Genomic DNA, 21,166 nt, shown 5'->3' with positions numbered 1-21,166 from the left:
CTCGGTGCGTACAGAATTTGCGGCCTTATCGCTCTATTTTTTGCTATCTGGGGATGTTTTTGCAAACCGAGATTGGCAATCATTTTGAATATTTTGTTGGGTGTGGTGTCGTATTTTTTGATAGTCGTAACAATGTAGGTATCTCATTTAACAAGGGCAGGCATGCTCGTAAATGCTGCGCATTTACTGGACCTCTGCCGCGTTGCAACTCCGGCCCATGCTGCCGGCGTTAGGAGCTTGATCATCCGAATAGCACTTTATTTAATTATCATTTTTCAATTGAGTGCATGTAGTGCTTGGAATGATTGGCGCATGAAGCGCTCTATAGAAAAAATGAGGAGCGAGGCCAGGGCGAAAATAGATAGCGAAGCTTGCGTATCCTCTGGTGGAAAAGTTGAAGGTATAGGAATTTTTGGTATACCTTCTTGTGTCGCTTATTACATCGATGGTGGTAAAAGCTGCACGGATAATTCACAATGCCAAGGGCTATGTTTCACACCCAACACCCATGAAATCGGAATTGCGATTCTGGGGTTGTGTCAGTCGAGTGAGCATGATTCCTTTGGTTGTATCAGCACCGTCGAAAACGGTGTTGTTAGCGAGGCATTTTGCCAAGATTGAGCAGGCTCCTAACAAAGCCAGGTAATGAAGCTCCGGGCCTGCGGCCCTCCGCGGGACAGCTTACCTTTTACGCAGGTCGCTACGCTCCCATTTTTACGCAAAATTCGCATAAGGTAAGCTGCCCCTGCTGGCGGCGCTAGACATAAATCATCAGAAATGACTAAAAACGAATGGAATAACTGTTGCGACGCTCCAGATATGATTGAGTTTGTTTGGAGACAAGAGCCGTTTCGTACAGTTTCAGAAAGGTTTAAAGAATATCCTGCTGCTAATGATTGGAAAGATTATTTGGATATTGAAATGCCTCTATACAAATTTTATATAGCTTGTTGTCGCGAAATTTGGCCTCTTCTTCCTCAGAATGAGAGTAAAAGGGGCGTTGAGCTAGCAGAGCAATATATAAGGGGAGAAACTGAGTGGGAAAAATTATCCAGATATAACTGGTATGTTGAGGGGGCCGCTTTTACCTTTGACTACGAAACTGATACAGAAAAAGTCAGTTTATGGGTTGAGGAAACCGAGTCGAGTCATATGGAGCTAATAGAGAAACTTGGTTCTTCTAATACTCTGGATTTGTTGAAGGATGCAGCTTACTTTGTTGATTACGCTATGATTTACCCTTCAATACAACCCAAAGGCTCACCAAGTGCATGTTATCACAAGTTTCTACAGCCAAAACTGCTTCGGCAATTTGTAAAATATCCAGTGTAAAATAGGGGCTGTGCTAGAAATGCCTAACAAAAATGTCAAACATCGCTACATGCCTACGGCATTCCGCCGGACTCGCTCCTGCGTCGCTCGCCGTTTACATTGGCGTTAACCCAGAGGTGTATTGAGTGAATTATGTGTTGATTTCAGCAATTGCGGGTTTTGTACTAGCGCTGATGCTTGGAGCCTCAAAGAATGCCAAGCCCGTTTCTATGGAGAATGGGGATGTTCTTCTTACGTATGCGAATTCAATTAGAGGTGCCGGTCTCGTCCTTTCCATTATATCTATAGGTGGTTTATTTCTTGCCCTTATCTTCGTTCCAATAAAGACAGAGTCAGATGCGCGAGCAGTTATTTGGCTATTCTCGGCAGCTTTTCTCTTTACAGCTTATTTTTATATTGAATTTTTTACAGTAAAGATCACCCTGAAATCCGGTGGCATTGCAGGAACGTCAGGATGGAGAGGGCTCAGAGAATATGAGTGGAGCGAAATAGAAGAGATAACGTATTCGCCGGTATCGATGTGGTTTACTATTAAGACTACAGCCAAAGCACCTCTAAGAATTCACGCCTGGATTAGCGGGATAGATGAGTTTCAAAAACATTATATGGCGAATTTAGAAAAGCAGATCTGGATTTCAGCTTATGAAAGTGCATTGAAGGATGAAAGGGTTAACAAGCAAAGGCAGTCGGACCGCTAAAGCGCCCGCTGCTTTGGGCGTTATTGTGACGGTCGATTTTATTGATTTTTTTTGGCAACTGAAGCTTTAGTTCCACTAAGTAGCACCCAGTATTGAGCTATTTTTACTGAATTATATTTAAGCAGTTTCTCTCCTGGAGAGTTTGCTTAGGTGCGGCAGAAACGGGCATTCCGCTGCAATTTCGTGGAGTGCCAGTAAGATATGAATTGGTTGAGGAAAGTGCGGTACTCATTCCTCGTAAATATTGGGCAGCGGCCAGCCAAGCCGTGGCTGACAAAGTGCTAATAGTCGGCTCCAAGCGCGCCAGCTATAACTAGGCCAGTCAAGCTCGCCCACCCCCTTCAGGGCTGGGCTGGACAGCCTGCGCTCCGCTTCGGCCTCCTTTGCTGGCAACGTTATGTTTAAACGAGTATATGAAAAATATTAACCTGTTCCATGTAATTTCTCTCCCTCTTCTGTATCTCATTACGTGGTACGAGAAAGGTTATGAAGCCGCAATATTCTATACGCTAGCTACAGCTTACCTAGTTGCAGGTGTCCGCTTGTCTTTTGGTGTTTTTACAAATGGATTTCGTGATCCATCAGAAATAAGCGTATGGGATTTGGTTGCATGCTTATATTGCGCAGGGTGTATCTTACTATGGTTTTGGAATGTTGGAGTAGATAGAACAGCGTATTTTCTATTATTTCCAGTGGTTTTTAGTTTAATAATTATTGGCGTGTTAAAAATATTCCGTAGTTTTAATTGGCAATAAACATAACAAAGCTATCAAGCGTGATGCTAAAAATTTCGCTTCATTTTGGCATGCACTTCGCGCATTATACGCTAAAATAAAGCTACGCTTTGAGCACAACATATAGCGGCATTATAAGTAATATAAAAATGGAACCTGAAGAACTAAAAAGGAAGCTCGACGTAGTCGTGACTTCTTGCATGCAGCTTTCCAGAGATTTGCAGTCTCTCGAAGCGCAGTTAAGCCTGAATATGGACAGAAAAGCGATTCGGGAAATAATTGGCAATCTCCATTGGGCGGCCGAGAATACTACTGTGGTTGGACTCCACCAAGTCGGAGAGGCGCTAGAAGATAATATGGGTACCGGTCTGAATGATTGAAATTACTTATAACAGGCGCCGGCACAAATGCGCGCTTCGCGCTGTGGACTTGCAACAAGTTACTCGCCTGTGCGGCGGGCGTTAACCATAAGGTCGTCTTAGAATGAAGATCTTTATATTACTTTTAACGCTGTTTATATCTCAGTTAGCGTTCGGCTGCTACTGCGTAGATACTCCTCTTGGGAAGAGATATTTGGAGTCTGACTATGTTTATCTCGGTCAGGTTCAGTCATCAACGCTTGGTGACAATGGCGTAGTCACAAACGAATTAGTTATACTAGAGAAAATTAAGGGCGTAGCAGATACAAAAAATGTCAAAAATACATTGTTTTCAGAAGATATGTGTGCGTCTCACATGGTGGTAGGGTACAAGTATGTAGTTTTTGGGAAAACTGGTTCGATTCCAGAAATTAGTTCTTGTTCAAACACTCGCTCGCTCGGTGATATCGGTAAACAAGGGCTGGCGCAGCTCCAAGAAATGGCTAACAAGCGCAAGCAGTAAGCTGCGGGCCTCCGCGGGACGCCCAACGCTATGCACATTTTTTGCATTCGCTGCGCTCCCTGTTTCGCACAAAATGTGTATAGCATAGGTCGCCCCTATTGCGGGCGTTATGTGTACTAGGAACCATCGAATATGAGTAGAAGTATCCATCAAACCGTAAAAGGAGTTTATGGCGGAAAGTCGGCTCGTGAGATGCATCGTATGCTGAACGAGAATGATCCCGACACTCAAGAGCTTGGGAAAAAGTACTCATATAAAAACTCTGAGCGGGAAAGGCGCAGCTACAAAAAGCAAATGAAAGAGATTGAGAGTGAGCGGTAAATGCATATTGCGCGTTCACATAACAAGCCGCAGCAACTACTCCCATCGGTCGCTGGGACCGCCAAAACGCTGCGCTTATTTGTCGGCCCCTGTGCGGGGCGTTAGCACTCAATATGAATCGAGCACTAATTGTATTTTTCTTGGTCACTTTGTGTTCATGTGATTCTGGTGTTCTCTGGAGTGACCACCCATATGAGATTCATTGGATCGATACGGAAAACAATGTCACATTGGCCCGTAGGATCAATGGTGGTCCTGATACAATCGGAAGAGCAGACTCAGAAGTGATAGCGGTTGGTAGCAATGACAAATTTGTCGTAGCAAAGCAAGGAGTTATTGGTTCTGAAGATATATCCTACTTTTACATAGAGAAAAGTAAAGATAGCACCTATCTAAACCTTGATGAGATTACACAGGGGCCATTTTCCGAGGTGCAGTTTCTAAAAATAAAGGCTGAGTTGGGTATTCCTGACTTTAGTAAGGAATTTTAATGCAAAGTGCTAACAAGTGCCGGCAACCGACTGCCAAAACGGTCACTTGTTTTGCAAAAAGCTGCAAAACAAGCACCCATTTTGTCAGCTTCTACGGCAGGCGTTACACGGCAAGGAGAATTAGTGCTTAATCGAAAGTTAGTTGTAGTATTTTTTGTATTAATGCCATGCCTAGTGCTTGTTTTTTTGCCGATATATTCTGTTGTGAGTGGGTACTTGAATCCAAGTTTAGAGCACGTAGAGAGAGCAAGAAATTACCTTCCAAACTCTAAACTGCTTCAGATCGGATTTGGTTCTGGCAGCTACTCCTGTATCAATGGAGAATGTGATTACAGTAATACCTATGATCAGAAACAATTTATAAGTGTTTCTAGCGCCAGTAAAATTGTTACAATTCGCAGGTCATATGAAGGTGAATGGACAGAATCTGTGGAAGAAACCAATCTAAAGTTAGGGCTTTCACTTTTAGCTATTTATACACTAGCAATATTTGGTTTGGGATTTTCACTAAGAGAGCTAAGGCGTGTGTAACAAGCCGCAGCAATCGCTCCCGCTGGTCGCTGGTCGCTGGTCGCTGGTCGCTGGGACAGCCAAAGCGCTGCGCTTATTTGTCTGCCCCTGTGCGGGGCGCTGTGTTTTATACACATCATTTAAGTCCATTTAAAGCCTCCGCTGCCTCCATATAATGGAGAAGTTTAGTGTACCCCTGCCAAACGGTTTTAACTCCAGGCTCACCATCGCCGCTCCGCCCCAGAAAGCCTCCAAGTCCTGCCAACATACGAGTTATATCTCTCATACTTGGAGCTTCATTTGGTGGGGAGGTTTTAGCTTGCATTATCCATATCATACGCCACTCTTTTTCAGAGTAGACTTTCGTACACGATGTATCAGGAAGCGTTCGTGCTCGTGTTGTCATGGAGTGTAGACGCCACCCAATAATCATATAGATTGCAATACAGTTCAGCATTCGCTGCTCGGTTCTAAAGCGATTACTTTCTATCTGGCATCCGCCTTTCACCACTCTAAAATAGGTTTCAATTTCCCATCGACTTCGATACCACTCAATGATAATCCTCGCTTGCTTAAAGTCCTCAACTGCAAGATCGGTCAGCAGCATCCATTCAATACCTTTTTTGCCTTCTGGTGGGCTTAATTCCTTAGCAAAAACTGCGTAGATAGAAAGAGGTCGTTTTGATTTTCCTTTCCCCTGTAATCTTACTTCTGCAATGGATACACTGACCTTAGCTTCCCTTTCTGGCTCCCCATTCCTTTTGGGGATACCTACTGAGTATTTTCCGATGGACTTCTGTTTGGTCAAATAGTCCCAAAGTAAAGTCGTATCTTCTCCTTCGATCTCTAAACTACGATTAGCCTTGGCTCGAACAATATAGCTTGCACGCCGCTGTTCATTTTGATCTTCAGCTAATTGAAACCACTCATGAATATCCCCCTCTCTATCCGCGATACTCACAATCGTGGTTTCAGGGCAGCGCTCTTGTATCTCACAAGCTGACTCATAATGGTCTAACCAGCGTCGACTCTCTTTATCTTGTATCGACTTGGTATAGCGAGAATTAGCACTAGATTCTTTATCTCGCTGCCACATGCTACCCTCAATAATTCCCAGGTTATCTCTGGATGGTGTTATAGCGATAGACGTATGTAGGAGCTGCTGATTAGTCTCTTTGCGTCGGAGTGTTCCCATTTCTTTGCTTTCTAAATCGGTAGCAAAATTTAGGAAAGTGGTATCCTGAGGGATAAGAACAACTGGCTGAACCTTGATTCTTTCAAGAGTGGCTGATTTATGTCCACTCATAATGGAGTCAAAGCTGACTTTATCATTTTCGATAAATCGATAGGCTGCAAAGGTTTCTGTCCAAGACTTGTTTGCACAGGGAATACTACTCTTTGGGTCGGTACTTAAATTACTGAGAATATTGGATAAGCGCTTATTCAATCGTGTATCACCCATAACCTGATTTTTCACTTCGTCCCTGACCCAGTCCTGCATAATTATCCAGCCAAATCTGTAGCTCCTATACCGTACAAACTGTAACTCATTGATTTTTATAATAAAACTGAAAAAACTTGTGTATAAAACTTAGGCGGGGCGTTATACGCGAATAGTGGACATAAATGGATCTAAAAGAGTTAGGTAAGGAAACCGATAGCGAGTACGATCGCGAACATACATGTGATGAAAACCCCTTCCCCAACGAATACAGGTTTGTTCATTGTGTAGCGTGCGAGGACGAAGCGCAGGATACTTGGCAATTTCAGAAGTTCAATTTTGCCGATGCTAAAGAGGTTGAGATTGGCGAATCTGAGTACATTAGAGAGTTCACATATTTTAGTATGGTGGTAGTTTATTACTGTCCATTTTGTGGTGATAAATTGAATTGATAGCAGCCGTATAACTGGGCGTTAGCTTTAAGAGTAGGCAATGAAGCATTGCATCATAGAAAGGGATGGGGAGAGGATATCGGTTGATGAATGGCGTGAAGTTGCGAGTGGAGAGCCGAACTTTCTAGTTACCGATAAACTGATTCAGCAAAACCCATTTACAAAAGAGTTTCTAGAAATTGAGATTCCGGGATCTGGTTACTGGGTTCCAAGCTCTATGAACTTAGAGCGATTTCCTTACGACGGGAAAGTTCGCTTTCATTTTACTGAGCATGGGGTTCGTTTTATTCAGTATGAAAATCCCTTTGACTCTGTGTTCACTGGTATTGCTAGGAAGCTAGGTGCACGAGTTAAGCTAAAGAGTGTAGATCAAAGCTAACAATCACAGGCAGCGAGGCTCCGGCCCTTCGGGCCTCCGCGGGACGTCTTACCTTATGCACGTTTTGCGCGGTGACTTCGCTCCCATTTTTGCGCAAAACGTGCATAAGGTAAGCCGCCCCTGCTGTGGGCGTTAGGCATAAATCATGGATCCATACAAAATTCCAGAATCAGATTTAAGTACAGATACGAAAGTGATGCCAAAAACAATATATTTTGCATTTGGGTTTATTGTGCTTAGCTTTATGATCTTTCTAATTGAAGAGCTGACCTATGCCTCGGAGGAAGGGCCCTACGATATATATAACTATCTATTTATCCCGGTTTGGGCCGGAATTCTATATTGGGTTTCAAGCTCAATCCGAACTAGAAGTGACAATCCGAAGAATACATTTCTAATTCTGGCATTATTGGTTGCAGGTATGAGTATTTATACCCCTTTAGAGGGTATATTCTATATACACGGGTATAGGGGGGGCAGTGTGTTTTCTTTTCGTGTTTCTACTGTTAAATGCAAAAGAGTCAAAAGAATGGTTTTCTTAAATGCCTAACAATACAATCAACGCCCAGCCGGTTGCTGGGCTGGACAGTCTAGAAACCTTCCCCCATTGAGTAGACGCCTACCTTTTGAATAGGGTAGGAGAAAATGCCGAAAATACTGAGTGAAGAGCGGGTTGTTGAATATTCAACAGAGTTCAAAGTTAGAGTGGTAGCTCTCACTAATCAACTGAAAGTAGATACGACCACTATCGCCAATATTATTGGTTTGCATCCAGTAATGGTGTATAGATGGCGACAGGAAAGTAGAGAAGGCAAGCTGGTCGAGAAGCCCAGCCGTAGAATAAGTATGACCAAGACAACGAAAACTCAGTCTCAAACTGATGACAAAGAGATAAGACGTCTAAAAAAGCAGGTTGAGAAATTGCAAAAGGAGAATGATTTCCTAAAAAAGTGGGAAATGTACCTGAAAGATCCAAAGCTGAAAGATTCTCGTTCATAGCTCTTAATCGATCGGACTTTGGTGTCAGGTACTTATGTAGATACTTGAATGTTTCACCCCAAGGGTTTTATAAGTGGCTCAACCGTGATGAGAGCACTCGAGACATAGAAAATAGACGAATTCTTGGGTGTATCGAAGCTATCTATGCGCAGCATGATGGTAATTATGGAAGTCCAAGAATTAGCGCAGAGCTGAAAGCTAATGGTGAACGAATAAATCACAAGCGCGTTGAACGCCTTATGAGAGAGGCTGGAATCGTGGGGAAAGCTGGAAGGATCTATCGTCGACACCCTTTGCCTGGAAATCCTTGCATTAAGGTTGAAAATTTACAAAGAGAGAATGGTATGCCGAGTAAACCAGACTCTCAATGGGCTGGTGATGTAACCTATCTGAAGATCAATGGGCAATGGCAATATTTAGCTGTGATTATCGATCTTTACTCCCGGAAAGTGTTGGGTTGGGAGCTGTCGGATACTCGATCCGTTGAGCTAACACTGTCAGCGCTAAATAAAGCTGTCCGTCGCAGAAATATAGAATCAGATCTAATATTTCACAGCGACCGAGGTTCTGAGTACGGTGCTTATGCATACCAAAACCGACTCAAAGAACTGGGTATTGAGCCGAGCATGAACCGTCCAGGATTTATGAATGATAATGTGTATGTAGAATCATTTTTTCAAACACTGAAAACTGAGAGTTTCAAAGGGTTTAATTTTGAATCCGTTGAGGAGCTAAGAACTAACTTATCTTGGTATCTTGATAGGTACTATAACTTTAAAAGAAGACATGGTTCACTTGGGTTCAAAAGCCCAGATGAATATGAAAGAATGGCCGCATAAGATGAATATAAGGTGGCGTCTACTTTAAGGGGGGAGGCTTCCTACGCTCCGCTTCGGCTGCCCTTGCTGACAACGTTATGTGCTAAAGATACTATGAAGTACCTATTAATTATTCCCATATTTTTTCTACTTTCTTCATGTGTAGCTGTACCACAGGAGAGTTCTCTGATTGGGCAATGTTTAGAGTTGGTTGAACCTCATAAACTTTGGGAAGGCAGAGAAAGCATATACGCAAGCTCTAGATTGATTACTTCATCGGATAGAGTTCAAATAGGGCCAATGGAAAAAACGGGAGTATCCTTTGTTGCTGGCACACAATTTAAAGTGCAAGGTATCTTTCGTAACAGCAATGGGTCATATGGCCCGTTTCTACGTGTGGTTGTCGAGGCCACCTCTGGCGACAATAAAGGGGTTGTCGCGGATGTGCCTGCATGTGTTCCATATCACCCAAGACCAAGATGGATTACTAACTGTACTTTAAATGCCAATGAACTTACCTTTAATAATCAGGTGGTACGTACATGCACATAACAAGCGTGTGTTGTTCGCCGTTATCGCGGCTAGGACAGTCTACACTGCGTTTCGGCTGCCCCAAATGCGGGCGCTAAGTTTTATACACAAGTTTTTTCAGTTTTATTATAAAAATCAATGAGTTACAGTTTGTACGGTATAGGAGCTACAGATTTGGCTGGATAATTATGCAGGACTGGGTCAGGGACGAAGTGAAAAATCAGGTTATGGGTGATACACGATTGAATAAGCGCTTATCCAATATTCTCAGTAATTTAAGTACCGACCCAAAGAGTAGTATTCCCTGTGCAAACAAGTCTTGGACAGAAACCTTTGCAGCCTATCGATTTATCGAAAATGATAAAGTCAGCTTTGACTCCATTATGAGTGGACATAAATCAGCCACTCTTGAAAGAATCAAGGTTCAGCCAGTTGTTCTTATCCCTCAGGATACCACTTTCCTAAATTTTGCTACCGATTTAGAAAGCAAAGAAATGGGAACACTCCGACGCAAAGAGACTAATCAGCAGCTCCTACATACGTCTATCGCTATAACACCATCCAGAGATAACCTGGGAATTATTGAGGGTAGCATGTGGCAGCGAGATAAAGAATCTAGTGCTAATTCTCGCTATACCAAGTCGATACAAGATAAAGAGAGTCGACGCTGGTTAGACCATTATGAGTCAGCTTGTGAGATACAAGAGCGCTGCCCTGAAACCACGATTGTGAGTATCGCGGATAGAGAGGGGGATATTCATGAGTGGTTTCAATTAGCTGAAGATCAAAATGAACAGCGGCGTGCAAGCTATATTGTTCGAGCCAAGGCTAATCGTAGTTTAGAGATCGAAGGAGAAGATACGACTTTACTTTGGGACTATTTGACCAAACAGAAGTCCATCGGAAAATACTCAGTAGGTATCCCCAAAAGGAATGGGGAGCCAGAAAGGGAAGCTAAGGTCAGTGTATCCATTGCAGAAGTAAGATTACAGGGGAAAGGAAAATCAAAACGACCTCTTTCTATCTACGCAGTTTTTGCTAAGGAATTAAGCCCACCAGAAGGCAAAAAAGGTATTGAATGGATGCTGCTGACCGATCTTGCAGTTGAGGACTTTAAGCAAGCGAGGATTATCATTGAGTGGTATCGAAGTCGATGGGAAATTGAAACCTATTTTAGAGTGGTGAAAGGCGGATGCCAGATAGAAAGTAATCGCTTTAGAACCGAGCAGCGAATGCTGAACTGTATTGCAATCTATATGATTATTGGGTGGCGTCTACACTCCATGACAACACGAGCACGAACGCTTCCTGATACATCGTGTACGAAAGTCTACTCTGAAAAAGAGTGGCGTATGATATGGATAATGCAAGCTAAAACCTCCCCACCAAATGAAGCTCCAAGTATGAGAGATATAACTCGTATGTTGGCAGGACTTGGAGGCTTTCTGGGGCGGAGCGGCGATGGTGAGCCTGGAGTTAAAACCGTTTGGCAGGGGTACACTAAACTTCTCCATTATATGGAGGCAGCGGAGGCTTTAAATGGACTTAAATGATGTGTATAAAACACAGTGCGGGCGTTATACGTAATTGAGATATGAGAACTATTATCCCTCTAATCCTACTTTCTAGTTCTGCATTCGGTGCAGAATTAACCTTGAGTAAAGAGCAAGGCTATGTCGTTCCTGACGGTAAAGTTTGGATTGTTAAAGATGCACCGGTCGTCGATTGCCGTGTGTGCACCGCAGATGTCTATCTGCGAGATGAACTTAACAATATCCAAATTAGTGGTGTTACATTTAGCGGGGAATTAAATTTCTCGTTCAACAATGAAAATAACGGTGAGATCAGAATGCATCCTGGCACAGAGGTCTGGTTAGGAGATAGCCGTAGGTTATTGAAAATAAGTGAAGAAGATCTGTAAACGTATAAAAAGGCAAGGTGAAATCGTTCCGCTGCGCTCCACTGGACGCGCTACCGCGCGACTTTGCTTGCGGTGTTATGTGTCAGAAGAGTTACAAAGACATGAATGGAAAACCAGAGCTAATCGCAATAGATCATGATAATTATCATGCTCAGCATATCGGAACTACCAAAGACGGGTTACAGTTCTTCCTCACAACTCCTTTTGAGCCTGGTATCGCTGAATATATTGCGTTATTCAAATTTGATGCTTTGGGTAATTTAGTAGATTCAGATATTGAGCCTTTAGGCCCCAGAAGTTCGTTCTCAGTAGATGAAGCAAAGGCAAAGTATTCATCTAAATTAGAAAGCCTCGGAAATATAAGTTTAGAGAGAATTGAAGTTAAGCCTTTTTCTGTAGAGTTGAATGGAACTAAATTCGGGTTAATTGCTATAGAGCCTGAGGACGAAGATGATATTTGGTCAGTAGAGTTACTGCCTGGTAACTACATGGCATTTTTTGAGCCATGGGATAGTGGTGAGTATGACACGTAAAGCGCATAATAAGCGCGTGAACTTCATTCCAGCTCCGCGGGCTTCCACCGGACTGGTCACGCTTCGCGTGTCCAGCCGATTACGCGGGCGTTAGATGTACTCGAAGATGAATGGTATTGACCTAAAGTCCGCAACAGTAATGATTACTTTTTGTCTTCTAATTGGTTTGGGCATCCAGTACTTCACGGGATTTTACTGGCTAACAGCAATGTTACTGGTAATGATCGCTGTTTTGATTAATGGCCTCATCATCTTCAACGAAGATCTTGATGAAGGAGGGTTCGATCATCAAGAAGGAGTGACTGATACACCTGAAGCCAATGCTGAGCACAGTAAAGCCAATAAAATCCAAGTGGCAACAATAGTTCTACTTATCATAGGTGCAGTGTGGCCTTACATTTAACAAACCAATTAACTACGCGCCTTCGGCGCCCGACAGCTTACATTCCACTTCGCTGCATTCCAGCTGCGGGTTATTGAGGCGTCAAAAGTTATGAAAACTATCGCAGCATTTATTTTGTTTACTCTATCTTCTAGTGCCTCATCAGATCAGGCACTTTCAACAACCGTCAGATCTCTATTAGAGTTTGGGAGCACAGATAGCTTCGTTCACGTCGGCAACAGCACACAGGCAGAATTCAATGAGCGGCGAAGTATTGCCTCATCATGCGCCCTCAACATTCTAGAAGGTGATGCCAAACAACCAATAGGCGATGGTAGCGCTAGCAATCGTGCTCTGATTATCTGCCCTGGCTTTAGAACTCTCGGCATTCGCTTAAAACCTGAAGAGTCAGGAAAATACCATATTTTGGGTTACTGGTCCCGATAAGCTTTTAACAAGTTACTACATCCGACCATCTACACTCCGCTCGCTTTGTGTTGTACGCTACGCTAGCAAAAAGCGACTCCATTCCGGCGGCGGCTGAGCAAAGCGTTAAGGGGCAGAATGAACAACACCATAAAAAACGTATTTTTCTTAGGTGTGACTCTATTAGCTGGACTAGTTTCGTGGGTTTGGGTCGAAATATCGAAAAGTAACGAATTGATCGCAATAGCGAATGATCCTATAGCGTCTGCTAACCGTGGTTTTGAAGAGGCCCTTAGTGACTATCGTCAGGATCACAAGCAATTTGTTGAAGTTTACATTCCCGGCGAAGGGTACAAAGTCCCAGGGATTTCGGAGTCGGCTCTCAAGGGTAGCCTACAGGATTTTGCGCCCAATACTTTCCTTATTTGTGGCACCGGGCTCCACTATAAAAATTTTGCGCTAGACATAGGCAGCCATGAATACAATAAATACTTTGCTCAGGCATACAATGCGAAGCTACTGGAGCTATTAGCCAGTGAGCGCCCTTAACAAAGCCGGGCAATTTGCTCTGGGCCTGCGGCCCTCCGCGGGACAGCTTACCTTGTGCACATTTTGCGCAAAAATGGGAGCACAGCGACCTGCGCAAAATGTGCACAAGGTAAGCTGCCCCTACCGGCGGCGTTATTCACCAATGGGTAAGGTTCAATGAATTTGCTATTCGTTTGCAGCGAGAATAGATTGAGAAGCCCAACTGGAGAAGAAGTCTTTTCTCAGTATGATGGCATCAATGCTATTGGTTGCGGCACAAATAAAGATGCAGAAACAACTATTAGCGGCGATCTTATTGAGTGGGCTGACATAATCTTCGTTATGGAGAAGTCTCACCGCAATAAGGTAATGAAAAAGTTTAAGGATTTACTAGAGGGTAAGAAGCTAGTTTGCCTAGTAATACCTGATAACTATGACCGGATGGACCCAGTGCTTGTCCGTATTTTGGAAGATAAAGTCTCTGTCCATGTTCGTCTTCAGAAAAATGCATAACAAACGCAGGCACAATCGCCAGCAAGGTGGCTGGATGTCGCTGACGATCCGCCTGTGCTGCAGGCGTTAAGATCCTATGAGATATATAGACTTAGAATGGAAGCATTATTTCAATGATGGACTTACAAGGATTGTGTCTGAAATTGACATAAATGACTACAAAACAAGGAAGTTGGAGTTCTTTCATGATGGTTCGGTTGGCTTTGCTTTCGGATCAACAGAAAGCCTCCATACGAGGTTAGGCACTGAAGTCGTACTGCCTTTAGAAGAAATAAACTCCCAAGATGGGTTTCGGGGAAAAACAATATCAAAAAAACAATTCGAGTTGCTTTGGCATGAGTATGTGCCAAGTAGCTCTAACAAGTTCAAGCAGGTAACGCCAAAAAGCGGCGCGCCTATTAAAAAGCGTTAAGCTAATTTATCTAAAGGAAAAACTAATGTTAGAAAACCCGTATACTCCGCCGAGCGTAGATTTAGATGAGAGCAGCGAATTGCAAAGGTCGATTTGGTGGAAGATATACTTCTTCTTAATTACGGTTTTGTCGTTTCTTGGTTCTTATTCTTATATTGTAGCGGAGAATTCAGGTATTCCTGAATACCTAAGTCTTTTTAGCTTAGTTATTGCAACTGTCGGATTGTTCGGTTACTGCTTTCTTAAACAAATACTCTTTCCAAAGTTCTGGATGGTGTTTTTAGTTCTATATTTTCTTTATGGGATTATTTACATGTTTATATCCGAGGTTGATTTAAGAATGGGTATGTCTGAAAGTGAATTTCACATCTCTATGGCTATTGGTTATATTATGTCACTTCCAGGATATTTTGCTCTCTTTAGTTATGGACGAATCAAGAATCCAATATGGTCCAAAGCTTAACAAAATTGGGCTGTGCGGCCGCTTTGCGGCCCAGATACACTTCTTACACTGCAGCCAAAGGCGTTAAAGGTAAATCAATGATCAAATCTATTTTCGTAATAGTTTCTCTAAGCATAGTATCTGGCTGTGTTGGTTTGGCTGTTGGTACTTATGGGAAAAACGAATGGGCGAGAACAGAATTCAGCTTAGGGAAAGAGAGAAATCAATTCGCTTTCGAAAAGAGAGCTTCGCCTTATTCAGAGGTTGAAATTGTTGAGCATTGGGGTAGTCCTGATTCTGTAGATCAATTTGAGCAATGCAAAGTACTCATTTATAAAGATGGAACCTCATGGGCGGGTGCTAGAGCATTTATAGGGGTAGTGCCAGTTCCTATCGCGGTACCAACTGGAACGTATAAGAATCGTTTTTATCTTCGTAACAACTCAGTTGTTGGCCTAATTCAAGAATATGGGGAAGTAGATCGTGCTGTTGGCTATACGTGTGGTAGCAATGAGTGCGCTGCTAGCTCTGGAGAAAAGGTTAATGAACCTGAGGTTGACGCTAAAGTGGCTGTAACACAATGGTGTGCCAAGTCCCTTTAACAAACGCAGGCAGTATGCTGCGGGCGTTATGTTTCACGAGGCATCGAGTAGATGACGCTAATTGGAAGTAAAATGGAAAGTGACTTTCGCAAAGAGTTGATACGATCCAACGACACAATCCAAGAGCCTGACTCAAAACTTCGGAAGGTATTGACTGCCAAAGGCCATAACACTAAAACAGCGTATGTTCTTCACTGGATACCAGAGCAGCTCGAAGATTTATACACAGTGTTAATAAGTGGCTCTTACCTAGTTGATGTAGAGATCGCCAAGTACGACAACTCCAAACCGCCAATAGTGGAGAAAAGCGAATTAAAATCCTACATGCACAGGCTAAGTAAAAGTAATCAAGTGAGGTTAGCAGTGGCAAAGGACTTAGCATGCACAATAACTTAACAAGTTTAAGCGCCTACGGTGCAGGTGCAGGTGCAGGTGCAGGTGCAGGTGCAGGTGCTAAAAGCGTTAGTTGCCCAAGGAGAAAAAGCTATCAATTTGTCAGATCAAGAAAAATGGTTGTTAGTAGAGTTAACCGATTTTGGAAAGTCGCTTCCTGAGTTTATCTCTGAGATTCATTCTGATAATCTTGAAATGAGCCTAGTAGCTAAATTTGAGCTGGCTATTGAACTTTTAATTTCTCTAAATTCGAAAGGCTTGCTGGCCCTGTAACAGCTAAAGCCGGACTCGAAGGTTCCGTATTCACCAGAAAATACGAGGACTTTGGATGGGCCTGACTTGGTAGAATTCATTAATGATCCTTGGAATTGGTCAAACTCATATTCAAGAGATCGCAATTGGCAGTATGAATTAGCACCTACTGTCCATGGGGAGTCTGTTCTGGATGATATATTTCGGCTTAAAAAAAACAACTAACAAGCGCCGGTGCAAATACGCGCTTCGCGCTTTGGACTCGCAACAAGTTGCTCGCTTGTTCGGCAGACACTAAATAGCCTATGAAATATTTATGCGCCCTGATAATGGTTGTTTTTCTTAGCTCTTGTGAGTTAGGTAATGAAAGACCAAGAAGAGTTGAGTACTGGAAGGCAGAAATAGAATCTATCAAGTCACGTAGGCTGGAAATTGGTTATCTAATGGTAAAATACAAAGTGTTTGAGCCTATTTTTAACTCTTCTGAAAATACATTAACGATTGTTGACTCTGGTAAGACTGATAGTATTGTCTGTAGTAAATGGCACTATATCATCACATTCAAGGCGGACTCTAAAGGGGTAGTTACTAAATCTACAATAGAACAAGTGGGGACATGTTTGTAGGCCAGCTATTTAACAAAACCAAACTGGCTTGCCCATCCCCTTCAGGGCTGGGCTGGACAGCCTACGCGGCGCGCTTCGCACGCAAACGCTCTGGCTGCCCCTGTTGGCAACGTTATATTTCTAGGAAGCTAAGATGCAAAGAAAAATTCTGATAACTTTGTTTTTCGTCTCTTGCTCCGCAAGCGGCGCCACATTTGAAACAGATTTTGTTGAAGCCGCCCATGAAAGAATAAAGAAAACGGTCACATATGATGGTCGCTATATTTCAATCCCATACCCTGGAGGGGACGTTCCAGAGAATATAGGCGTATGCACTGATGTAGTTATTCGATCCTACAGAAGATTAGGAGTGGACCTTCAGGTTTTGGTCCATGAAGATATGCGCTCTCATTTTAGCTCTTATCCGTCGAATAGAATTTGGGGCCTAAACAAGCCAGATAAGAATATCGATCATCGCAGGGTTCCTAATTTACAGGCATTCTTTAAAAGAAATGGCAAAGAGCTTACAGTTTCAAACTCGGCAAATGACTACAAACCAGGAAATATAGTAACTTGGATGTTGCCAGGTAACTTACCTCATATAGGTATAGTCACCGATACTATTCATTCTGAATCTGGAAATCCTATGATTGTCCACAATATTGGGCGCGGCCCTGAGCTTGAGGATATGCTATTTGAGTTCAAAATAACCGGACACTACCAGTATGTCCCTGAGAAATATAATAGGTACAGGCAATAAATCTACAGCCCTTCGGGCCTCCGCGGGACAGCTTACCTTATGCACGCTTTATGCTGGTCCCTCCACTCCCATTTTCGCGCAATAAACATATAAGGTAATCCGCCACTGCCGCGGGCGTTACGTACCTCAAGGAAATTATGCTACCCACCACATATAAAGTAAAAGATATTGGAAATGGTGCTTTGTCAGTCATGGCAAAGCCTATTTCTGGCGAATGGATCGAAGACGAATTCCAAGGACTTGCTCGTCTAGGCATTGATAAAATTGTGAGCCTTCTAGAATTATTCGAGCAGCGCGAAGTTGGATTGGAATCAGAAGAAGAACTTTGCCAAAAGAATTCGATAGAGTATGTTTCTTTTCCTATACCCGATCGAGGTCTTCCAGTTACAAAAGATGCGATAGAACTAGCTGATCAACTTCTACATGAGATTTCATTAGGTAAACATGTCGTAATTCATTGTCGAGCAGGCATCGGTCGCACTGGCATTATTGCCGGTGCGGTACTGGTAAGATCGGGCCTCACTTCACAAGAAGCGCTATCACTCATATCTCAGGCCAGAGGTGTTCAAGTACCCGATACAGAGGGACAAACAGAGTGGTTAGGATTGGTTTAAAGTGTCGCTAAGCAACAAGTGGATGATGTTCGTTCCAGCCACAACATGGCTTCCACCAGACGATCCACGCTTCGCGCGGTCCGCCCAATACCCATAGCGTTTTACTTCAATCAGGGAAAATAACAATGAAAAAAATAATATCGATAATTTTCGCTATTCTGACTATTTCTGGATGCAAAACTACGTCCGTAAAAAATGACATAGATGCAGCGTTTCAGATTGCGCACTCAGAATACTTAGGCAAAAAGCTATATGATGCTATCCGTTCGGAAGATGGAAGCTTGCCCTACACGAGTAGAGAGCAAGATCTTTTAGATATGTCTATAGATCTTGTGTGTGACGGAAAGTACAAGGCTGTATCTGTAATAGATGATAGGTTTGAAACTGAAAATATATATTTTGTGTTAAGCCCAGAGAATGATTCCGGTGTTCAATTTGGTCGTCACTTGAAATTCAGATTCAAACTAGGTACAAATGATATTGTGGATGTGTCCCCATCCACAAAAACATGCTTATTGGTTCATGCTGAGGGGGATAGCATCCCCTTCTCTACACACTTTATTTCGAACGTGCCAACTGAATTTCATGTGTTTTTGAGCCTTCATCATGGAAAGCCAATTTATGTAAGTACTTCTACCGGCCTATGGAGCGTAGAAGCGGGGAAGGCTAGCTTGGTAAAGTAAAGCGTGACAAATCGCTGCAGACTGACGTCCAACTTTATGCACTCTATACGCGGTCGCCTCACCCCTATTTTTGCGTATAAAGCGTCCAAAGTTTGCGGCGGCTGAGCGCGGCGTTATACATTTAGAGAGAGTAATATTTGAAAAATAACGTAGAGCTGTTGCAGGAAAAGGAATTAAAATCCAAGATCAAAAGACTGAAACGAAAGAAGGTTCTTAATGATCTCGGATCAACTTTAATAACTATTTTCTTGTTTCTTGGTATGATTCTGTTTACTGTGTATGGGCAATGGATTCTTGTTGGCTCTCTAGCAATATTATTTTTCGTCTTTTCAATTGGTATTGTCAGTGATTAACTTGACGCAAGAAAACCAGTATATCAAGGAAACGCAGCAGGCAGCCAACTTTACGCACTTTTTACGCAGTCGATTACGGAGTTATACGGAGGGAGAAACAATGAATAAAGGAGTGACTGATACACCTGAAGCTAAAGCTGAGCAAGGTAAATCCAATAAATCCAAGCGGTAATAATGGCTCCACTTATCATTAGTGCAGTGTGGTTATATTTAAAAAATCAATTAACTACGCGCCTTCGACACCCGACAACTTACATTCCGCTTCACTGCGCTCCAGCTGCGGGTTATTGAGACGTCAAATCTTTAGTCGTAATAATCATGAAATGCTTATGAAACATATTTCGCTCTTTACATTGTTGTTAACAATTCCACAACAATCTTTAGCGAGTAATTATCAAAATGCTAGCTTAGATCGTATCGCCACTACAGATACTGGGACAACAATATTATGGTCCTCTACTGGTCGGAGGGATTCTGCAATCAATTCATGTTCAACGGGCACTGGAGTTTTAGCTTTTGATTCAAAAACTGAAGGCGGAAAATCATTGCTTTCAATTGCTCTTGCAGCTTATATGGCTGGAAAAAAGTTAGTGTTTCTACAAGTGACTCGGATTGTCTTAGTGCTGTCGGATTGGCTTCTGTAGTGAAGCGTATTGATATCCATAAATCATCGTATATTATGAACAGGATTTAACAAGTTTAGTAGCATGGACCCAAAAACTCCGCTTGAACTTTATGCGACTACATACTCGCACAAAATCCGGACTTCATATTCGGCCACATGCAAAAGGCATTAAGTTTCACATGAAGAGAAAGCCTAGAGTACTGAAGAAAATCCATAGGCGCTGGTTGGAGTTAGCGATTATTGATCTTAGTCAAGATCCTACATGGCGCGAGCGACTTTTTAACTCAGAGTACAATAGCGAATTCCCCATTGATTCAGAAAATTGTGAGGGGTTGTGGCAACCGGCACTCAAAGCCCTTGGTAAGTACGGCCTGGAGTATACAGTTAGTAAGGTTCCAGAAAATCAGGTAGTTGAGCCTTGGTTGGCAGAGGGCGGTCTCGCAGTATTTGAGTTCAAAGCTAAAAAATTCCCTACAGTGTGTATGCAAATAGGTAACAACCCTGATGTTATATAGAGCTAACCAAAAACTTAACAAAGCCAAGCGCGCTCGCCAGCAAAGCTGGCTGGACCTACACTCCGCAGATTCTCTGTTCCATTTCGACCCATGTTGGTGGCGTTATAACTCTCGAGGGTGGATGTGAAACTTTCAGAGTTAGTCGAGTCGGCCGGAATACTTGAAGAGGTTTCATCATATGGGCCCCAAGAACTGCCTGGCGAAATAACGCAGATATTGCTGAGGTTTGAGCACTCGAGTTGTGTATTCTGTGTAATCGATGACACGGATGAAATCTGTCTAAAGAGTTTCGAGGAAGGCTCTTTATTGGCTGAAAGGACTTCCCCTACAGTGTTTCACAAATGCATAGGGAATAAGCTAACTTGGGCTTGGGAAATGAGGAATAATCAAGGCTATTCTGATGCTCTAAAGTTTGAGTTTTCTAGCGGGGTCTCTGTTGAGTTAGTTGTCATGGCGTCATCGATTAAGCAATACTTAGTAAGTGAGTTATAACAAGGTGCTGCTGCAGAAAATTTACTCGCTGGCGCTCCCAAATAACCGCAGAGCACGGCGATAGGAAAAAACTGGAGTTTTACACATGAATACGGAGCTTGGTAAAGCAGTACAAGAAGCAGAAACAAAGCTACGGAATGCGATGTTGGATTCTGATTTAAATGCATTATCCGCGCTTCTTGCTGATGATTTAGTTTTTACAAACCACCTCGGCCAATTGCTTACCAAAAGAGACGATTTATCGGCACATGAATCAGGAAGGCTTGATATAGAGTCAATCAATATTTCAGAAAATAGTATAAAAGTACTGGGCAATACTGCTGTAGTTACCGCTCGAGTACAAATATGTGGAACATATGATGGCAATCCAACTAACGGAGATTTCAGGTTTACGCGTATATGGGCCAGTCAGGATAATAGCCTTCAGGTTAAAGCGGCTCACTCATGTACCGTTACCTAACAAAAGGCTGCAACACGACCCGGCCCGCAATCCCGCCATGCTTTGAACTTACATCGCTTTAGTGGAC

At 42.9% G+C, this 21,166-nt stretch carries 33 protein-coding genes; 32 read left to right on the top strand and 1 reads right to left on the bottom strand.

Going from position 1 to position 21,166, the window contains the following annotated elements; all coding sequences use genetic code 11:
• The first annotated feature begins 162 nt into the window (after positions 1-162).
• From ACJJJB_RS03255 to ACJJJB_RS03220, 8 genes are all read left to right on the top strand, one after another.
• Positions 163-621 (top strand): hypothetical protein, encoded by a 459-nt coding sequence (locus ACJJJB_RS03255; RefSeq protein ID WP_445365728.1) that lies wholly within the window; start codon positions 163-165, stop codon positions 619-621.
• 156 nt (positions 622-777) lie between these two features.
• Positions 778-1,332 carry a hypothetical protein gene (locus tag ACJJJB_RS03250; protein WP_353374913.1) on the top strand — a complete coding sequence of 185 codons (555 nt, stop codon included), beginning with the start codon at positions 778-780 and terminating at the stop codon, positions 1,330-1,332.
• Positions 1,333-1,457: 125 nt separating this feature from the next.
• Positions 1,458-2,030, top strand: coding sequence for a hypothetical protein (locus ACJJJB_RS03245; RefSeq protein WP_353374912.1), 573 nt, complete (start codon positions 1,458-1,460; stop codon positions 2,028-2,030).
• A gap of 883 nt (positions 2,031-2,913) precedes the next feature.
• Entirely contained in the window at positions 2,914-3,144 is a 231-nt protein-coding gene (locus ACJJJB_RS03240; protein WP_353374911.1) for a hypothetical protein, read from the top strand.
• 193 nt (positions 3,145-3,337) lie between these two features.
• On the top strand, positions 3,338-3,646 hold the full coding sequence (locus ACJJJB_RS03235) for a hypothetical protein (protein WP_445365727.1): 309 nt from the start codon (positions 3,338-3,340) through the stop codon (positions 3,644-3,646).
• Between the two features lie 132 nt (positions 3,647-3,778).
• Positions 3,779-3,967, top strand: a complete 189-nt coding sequence (locus tag ACJJJB_RS03230) for a hypothetical protein (RefSeq protein ID WP_353374909.1) — start codon at positions 3,779-3,781, stop codon at positions 3,965-3,967.
• A gap of 113 nt (positions 3,968-4,080) precedes the next feature.
• The gene (locus ACJJJB_RS03225) at positions 4,081-4,458 is read left to right on the top strand and encodes a hypothetical protein (RefSeq protein WP_353374908.1); all 378 of its coding nucleotides are present in this window, start codon (positions 4,081-4,083) and stop codon (positions 4,456-4,458) included.
• 51 nt (positions 4,459-4,509) lie between these two features.
• Positions 4,510-4,989 (top strand): hypothetical protein, encoded by a 480-nt coding sequence (locus tag ACJJJB_RS03220; RefSeq protein ID WP_445365726.1) that lies wholly within the window; start codon positions 4,510-4,512, stop codon positions 4,987-4,989.
• 115 nt (positions 4,990-5,104) lie between these two features.
• Here ACJJJB_RS03220 and ACJJJB_RS03215 read toward each other — a convergent pair whose 3' ends face one another.
• Positions 5,105-6,469 (bottom strand): IS4 family transposase, encoded by a 1,365-nt coding sequence (locus ACJJJB_RS03215; protein ID WP_444945463.1) that lies wholly within the window; start codon positions 6,467-6,469, stop codon positions 5,105-5,107.
• 125 nt (positions 6,470-6,594) lie between these two features.
• Here ACJJJB_RS03215 and ACJJJB_RS03210 point away from each other — a divergent pair, with 125 nt between their 5' ends.
• From ACJJJB_RS03210 to ACJJJB_RS03095, 24 genes are all read left to right on the top strand, one after another.
• Positions 6,595-6,861: a hypothetical protein gene (locus tag ACJJJB_RS03210; protein ID WP_353374906.1), complete on the top strand. Its 267-nt coding sequence runs from the start codon at positions 6,595-6,597 to the stop codon at positions 6,859-6,861.
• A 40-nt stretch (positions 6,862-6,901) separates the two neighbouring features.
• Positions 6,902-7,240 carry a hypothetical protein gene (locus tag ACJJJB_RS03205; RefSeq protein ID WP_353374905.1) on the top strand — a complete coding sequence of 113 codons (339 nt, stop codon included), beginning with the start codon at positions 6,902-6,904 and terminating at the stop codon, positions 7,238-7,240.
• A gap of 145 nt (positions 7,241-7,385) precedes the next feature.
• Positions 7,386-7,790 carry a hypothetical protein gene (locus ACJJJB_RS03200; RefSeq protein WP_353374904.1) on the top strand — a complete coding sequence of 135 codons (405 nt, stop codon included), beginning with the start codon at positions 7,386-7,388 and terminating at the stop codon, positions 7,788-7,790.
• A gap of 95 nt (positions 7,791-7,885) precedes the next feature.
• A complete protein-coding gene (locus ACJJJB_RS03195; protein ID WP_445365040.1) occupies positions 7,886-8,239 on the top strand; it encodes a transposase in 354 nt (117 codons plus the stop codon).
• On the top strand, positions 8,191-9,078 hold the full coding sequence (locus ACJJJB_RS03190; protein WP_445365039.1) for an IS3 family transposase: 888 nt from the start codon (positions 8,191-8,193) through the stop codon (positions 9,076-9,078). Before ACJJJB_RS03195 ends, ACJJJB_RS03190 begins: the two co-directional genes overlap by 49 nt.
• 698 nt (positions 9,079-9,776) lie before the next feature.
• Complete coding sequence (locus ACJJJB_RS03185) at positions 9,777-11,141, top strand: IS4 family transposase (RefSeq protein WP_444945463.1); 1,365 nt, start codon at positions 9,777-9,779, stop codon at positions 11,139-11,141.
• A 41-nt stretch (positions 11,142-11,182) separates the two neighbouring features.
• Positions 11,183-11,509, top strand: a complete 327-nt coding sequence (locus tag ACJJJB_RS03180) for a hypothetical protein (protein ID WP_444945464.1) — start codon at positions 11,183-11,185, stop codon at positions 11,507-11,509.
• A gap of 101 nt (positions 11,510-11,610) precedes the next feature.
• Entirely contained in the window at positions 11,611-12,042 is a 432-nt protein-coding gene (locus ACJJJB_RS03175; RefSeq protein WP_020412371.1) for a hypothetical protein, read from the top strand.
• A gap of 106 nt (positions 12,043-12,148) precedes the next feature.
• On the top strand, positions 12,149-12,445 hold the full coding sequence (locus tag ACJJJB_RS03170) for a hypothetical protein (RefSeq protein WP_444945465.1): 297 nt from the start codon (positions 12,149-12,151) through the stop codon (positions 12,443-12,445).
• Between the two features lie 90 nt (positions 12,446-12,535).
• On the top strand, positions 12,536-12,871 hold the full coding sequence (locus ACJJJB_RS03165; RefSeq protein WP_444945466.1) for a hypothetical protein: 336 nt from the start codon (positions 12,536-12,538) through the stop codon (positions 12,869-12,871).
• Between the two features lie 117 nt (positions 12,872-12,988).
• Entirely contained in the window at positions 12,989-13,399 is a 411-nt protein-coding gene (locus ACJJJB_RS03160) for a hypothetical protein (RefSeq protein ID WP_020412369.1), read from the top strand.
• A gap of 156 nt (positions 13,400-13,555) precedes the next feature.
• A complete protein-coding gene (locus tag ACJJJB_RS03155; RefSeq protein WP_444945467.1) occupies positions 13,556-13,891 on the top strand; it encodes a low molecular weight protein tyrosine phosphatase family protein in 336 nt (111 codons plus the stop codon).
• 76 nt (positions 13,892-13,967) lie between these two features.
• Positions 13,968-14,303, top strand: coding sequence for a DUF6881 domain-containing protein (locus ACJJJB_RS03150; protein ID WP_444945468.1), 336 nt, complete (start codon positions 13,968-13,970; stop codon positions 14,301-14,303).
• Positions 14,304-14,328: 25 nt separating this feature from the next.
• Positions 14,329-14,766: a hypothetical protein gene (locus ACJJJB_RS03145; RefSeq protein ID WP_444945469.1), complete on the top strand. Its 438-nt coding sequence runs from the start codon at positions 14,329-14,331 to the stop codon at positions 14,764-14,766.
• A gap of 77 nt (positions 14,767-14,843) precedes the next feature.
• Entirely contained in the window at positions 14,844-15,347 is a 504-nt protein-coding gene (locus ACJJJB_RS03140) for a hypothetical protein (protein WP_444945470.1), read from the top strand.
• Positions 15,348-15,419: 72 nt separating this feature from the next.
• Positions 15,420-15,743 carry a hypothetical protein gene (locus ACJJJB_RS03135; RefSeq protein WP_445365725.1) on the top strand — a complete coding sequence of 108 codons (324 nt, stop codon included), beginning with the start codon at positions 15,420-15,422 and terminating at the stop codon, positions 15,741-15,743.
• Positions 15,744-15,761: 18 nt separating this feature from the next.
• Complete coding sequence (locus tag ACJJJB_RS03130; protein ID WP_445365724.1) at positions 15,762-16,013, top strand: hypothetical protein; 252 nt, start codon at positions 15,762-15,764, stop codon at positions 16,011-16,013.
• Positions 16,014-16,751: 738 nt separating this feature from the next.
• Positions 16,752-17,357 carry a DUF1287 domain-containing protein gene (locus tag ACJJJB_RS03125; RefSeq protein ID WP_444945472.1) on the top strand — a complete coding sequence of 202 codons (606 nt, stop codon included), beginning with the start codon at positions 16,752-16,754 and terminating at the stop codon, positions 17,355-17,357.
• Between the two features lie 137 nt (positions 17,358-17,494).
• Positions 17,495-17,971: a protein-tyrosine phosphatase family protein gene (locus tag ACJJJB_RS03120; protein ID WP_445365723.1), complete on the top strand. Its 477-nt coding sequence runs from the start codon at positions 17,495-17,497 to the stop codon at positions 17,969-17,971.
• A 125-nt stretch (positions 17,972-18,096) separates the two neighbouring features.
• The gene (locus ACJJJB_RS03115) at positions 18,097-18,654 is read left to right on the top strand and encodes a hypothetical protein (RefSeq protein WP_444945474.1); all 558 of its coding nucleotides are present in this window, start codon (positions 18,097-18,099) and stop codon (positions 18,652-18,654) included.
• A 682-nt stretch (positions 18,655-19,336) separates the two neighbouring features.
• Positions 19,337-19,651, top strand: coding sequence for a hypothetical protein (locus ACJJJB_RS03110; RefSeq protein WP_353374893.1), 315 nt, complete (start codon positions 19,337-19,339; stop codon positions 19,649-19,651).
• A gap of 160 nt (positions 19,652-19,811) precedes the next feature.
• Complete coding sequence (locus ACJJJB_RS03105; RefSeq protein ID WP_445365722.1) at positions 19,812-20,147, top strand: hypothetical protein; 336 nt, start codon at positions 19,812-19,814, stop codon at positions 20,145-20,147.
• 117 nt (positions 20,148-20,264) lie between these two features.
• Positions 20,265-20,639: a DUF6334 family protein gene (locus ACJJJB_RS03100; RefSeq protein WP_353374891.1), complete on the top strand. Its 375-nt coding sequence runs from the start codon at positions 20,265-20,267 to the stop codon at positions 20,637-20,639.
• An 85-nt stretch (positions 20,640-20,724) separates the two neighbouring features.
• Entirely contained in the window at positions 20,725-21,099 is a 375-nt protein-coding gene (locus tag ACJJJB_RS03095; protein ID WP_445365721.1) for a nuclear transport factor 2 family protein, read from the top strand.
• Positions 21,100-21,166 lie beyond the last annotated feature (67 nt).

The sequence above is a fragment of the Microbulbifer variabilis genome (assembly GCF_052468405.1).
Note: the sequence above shows the minus strand (reverse complement) of the source record. Positions and strands in the feature narration are given on the sequence as shown.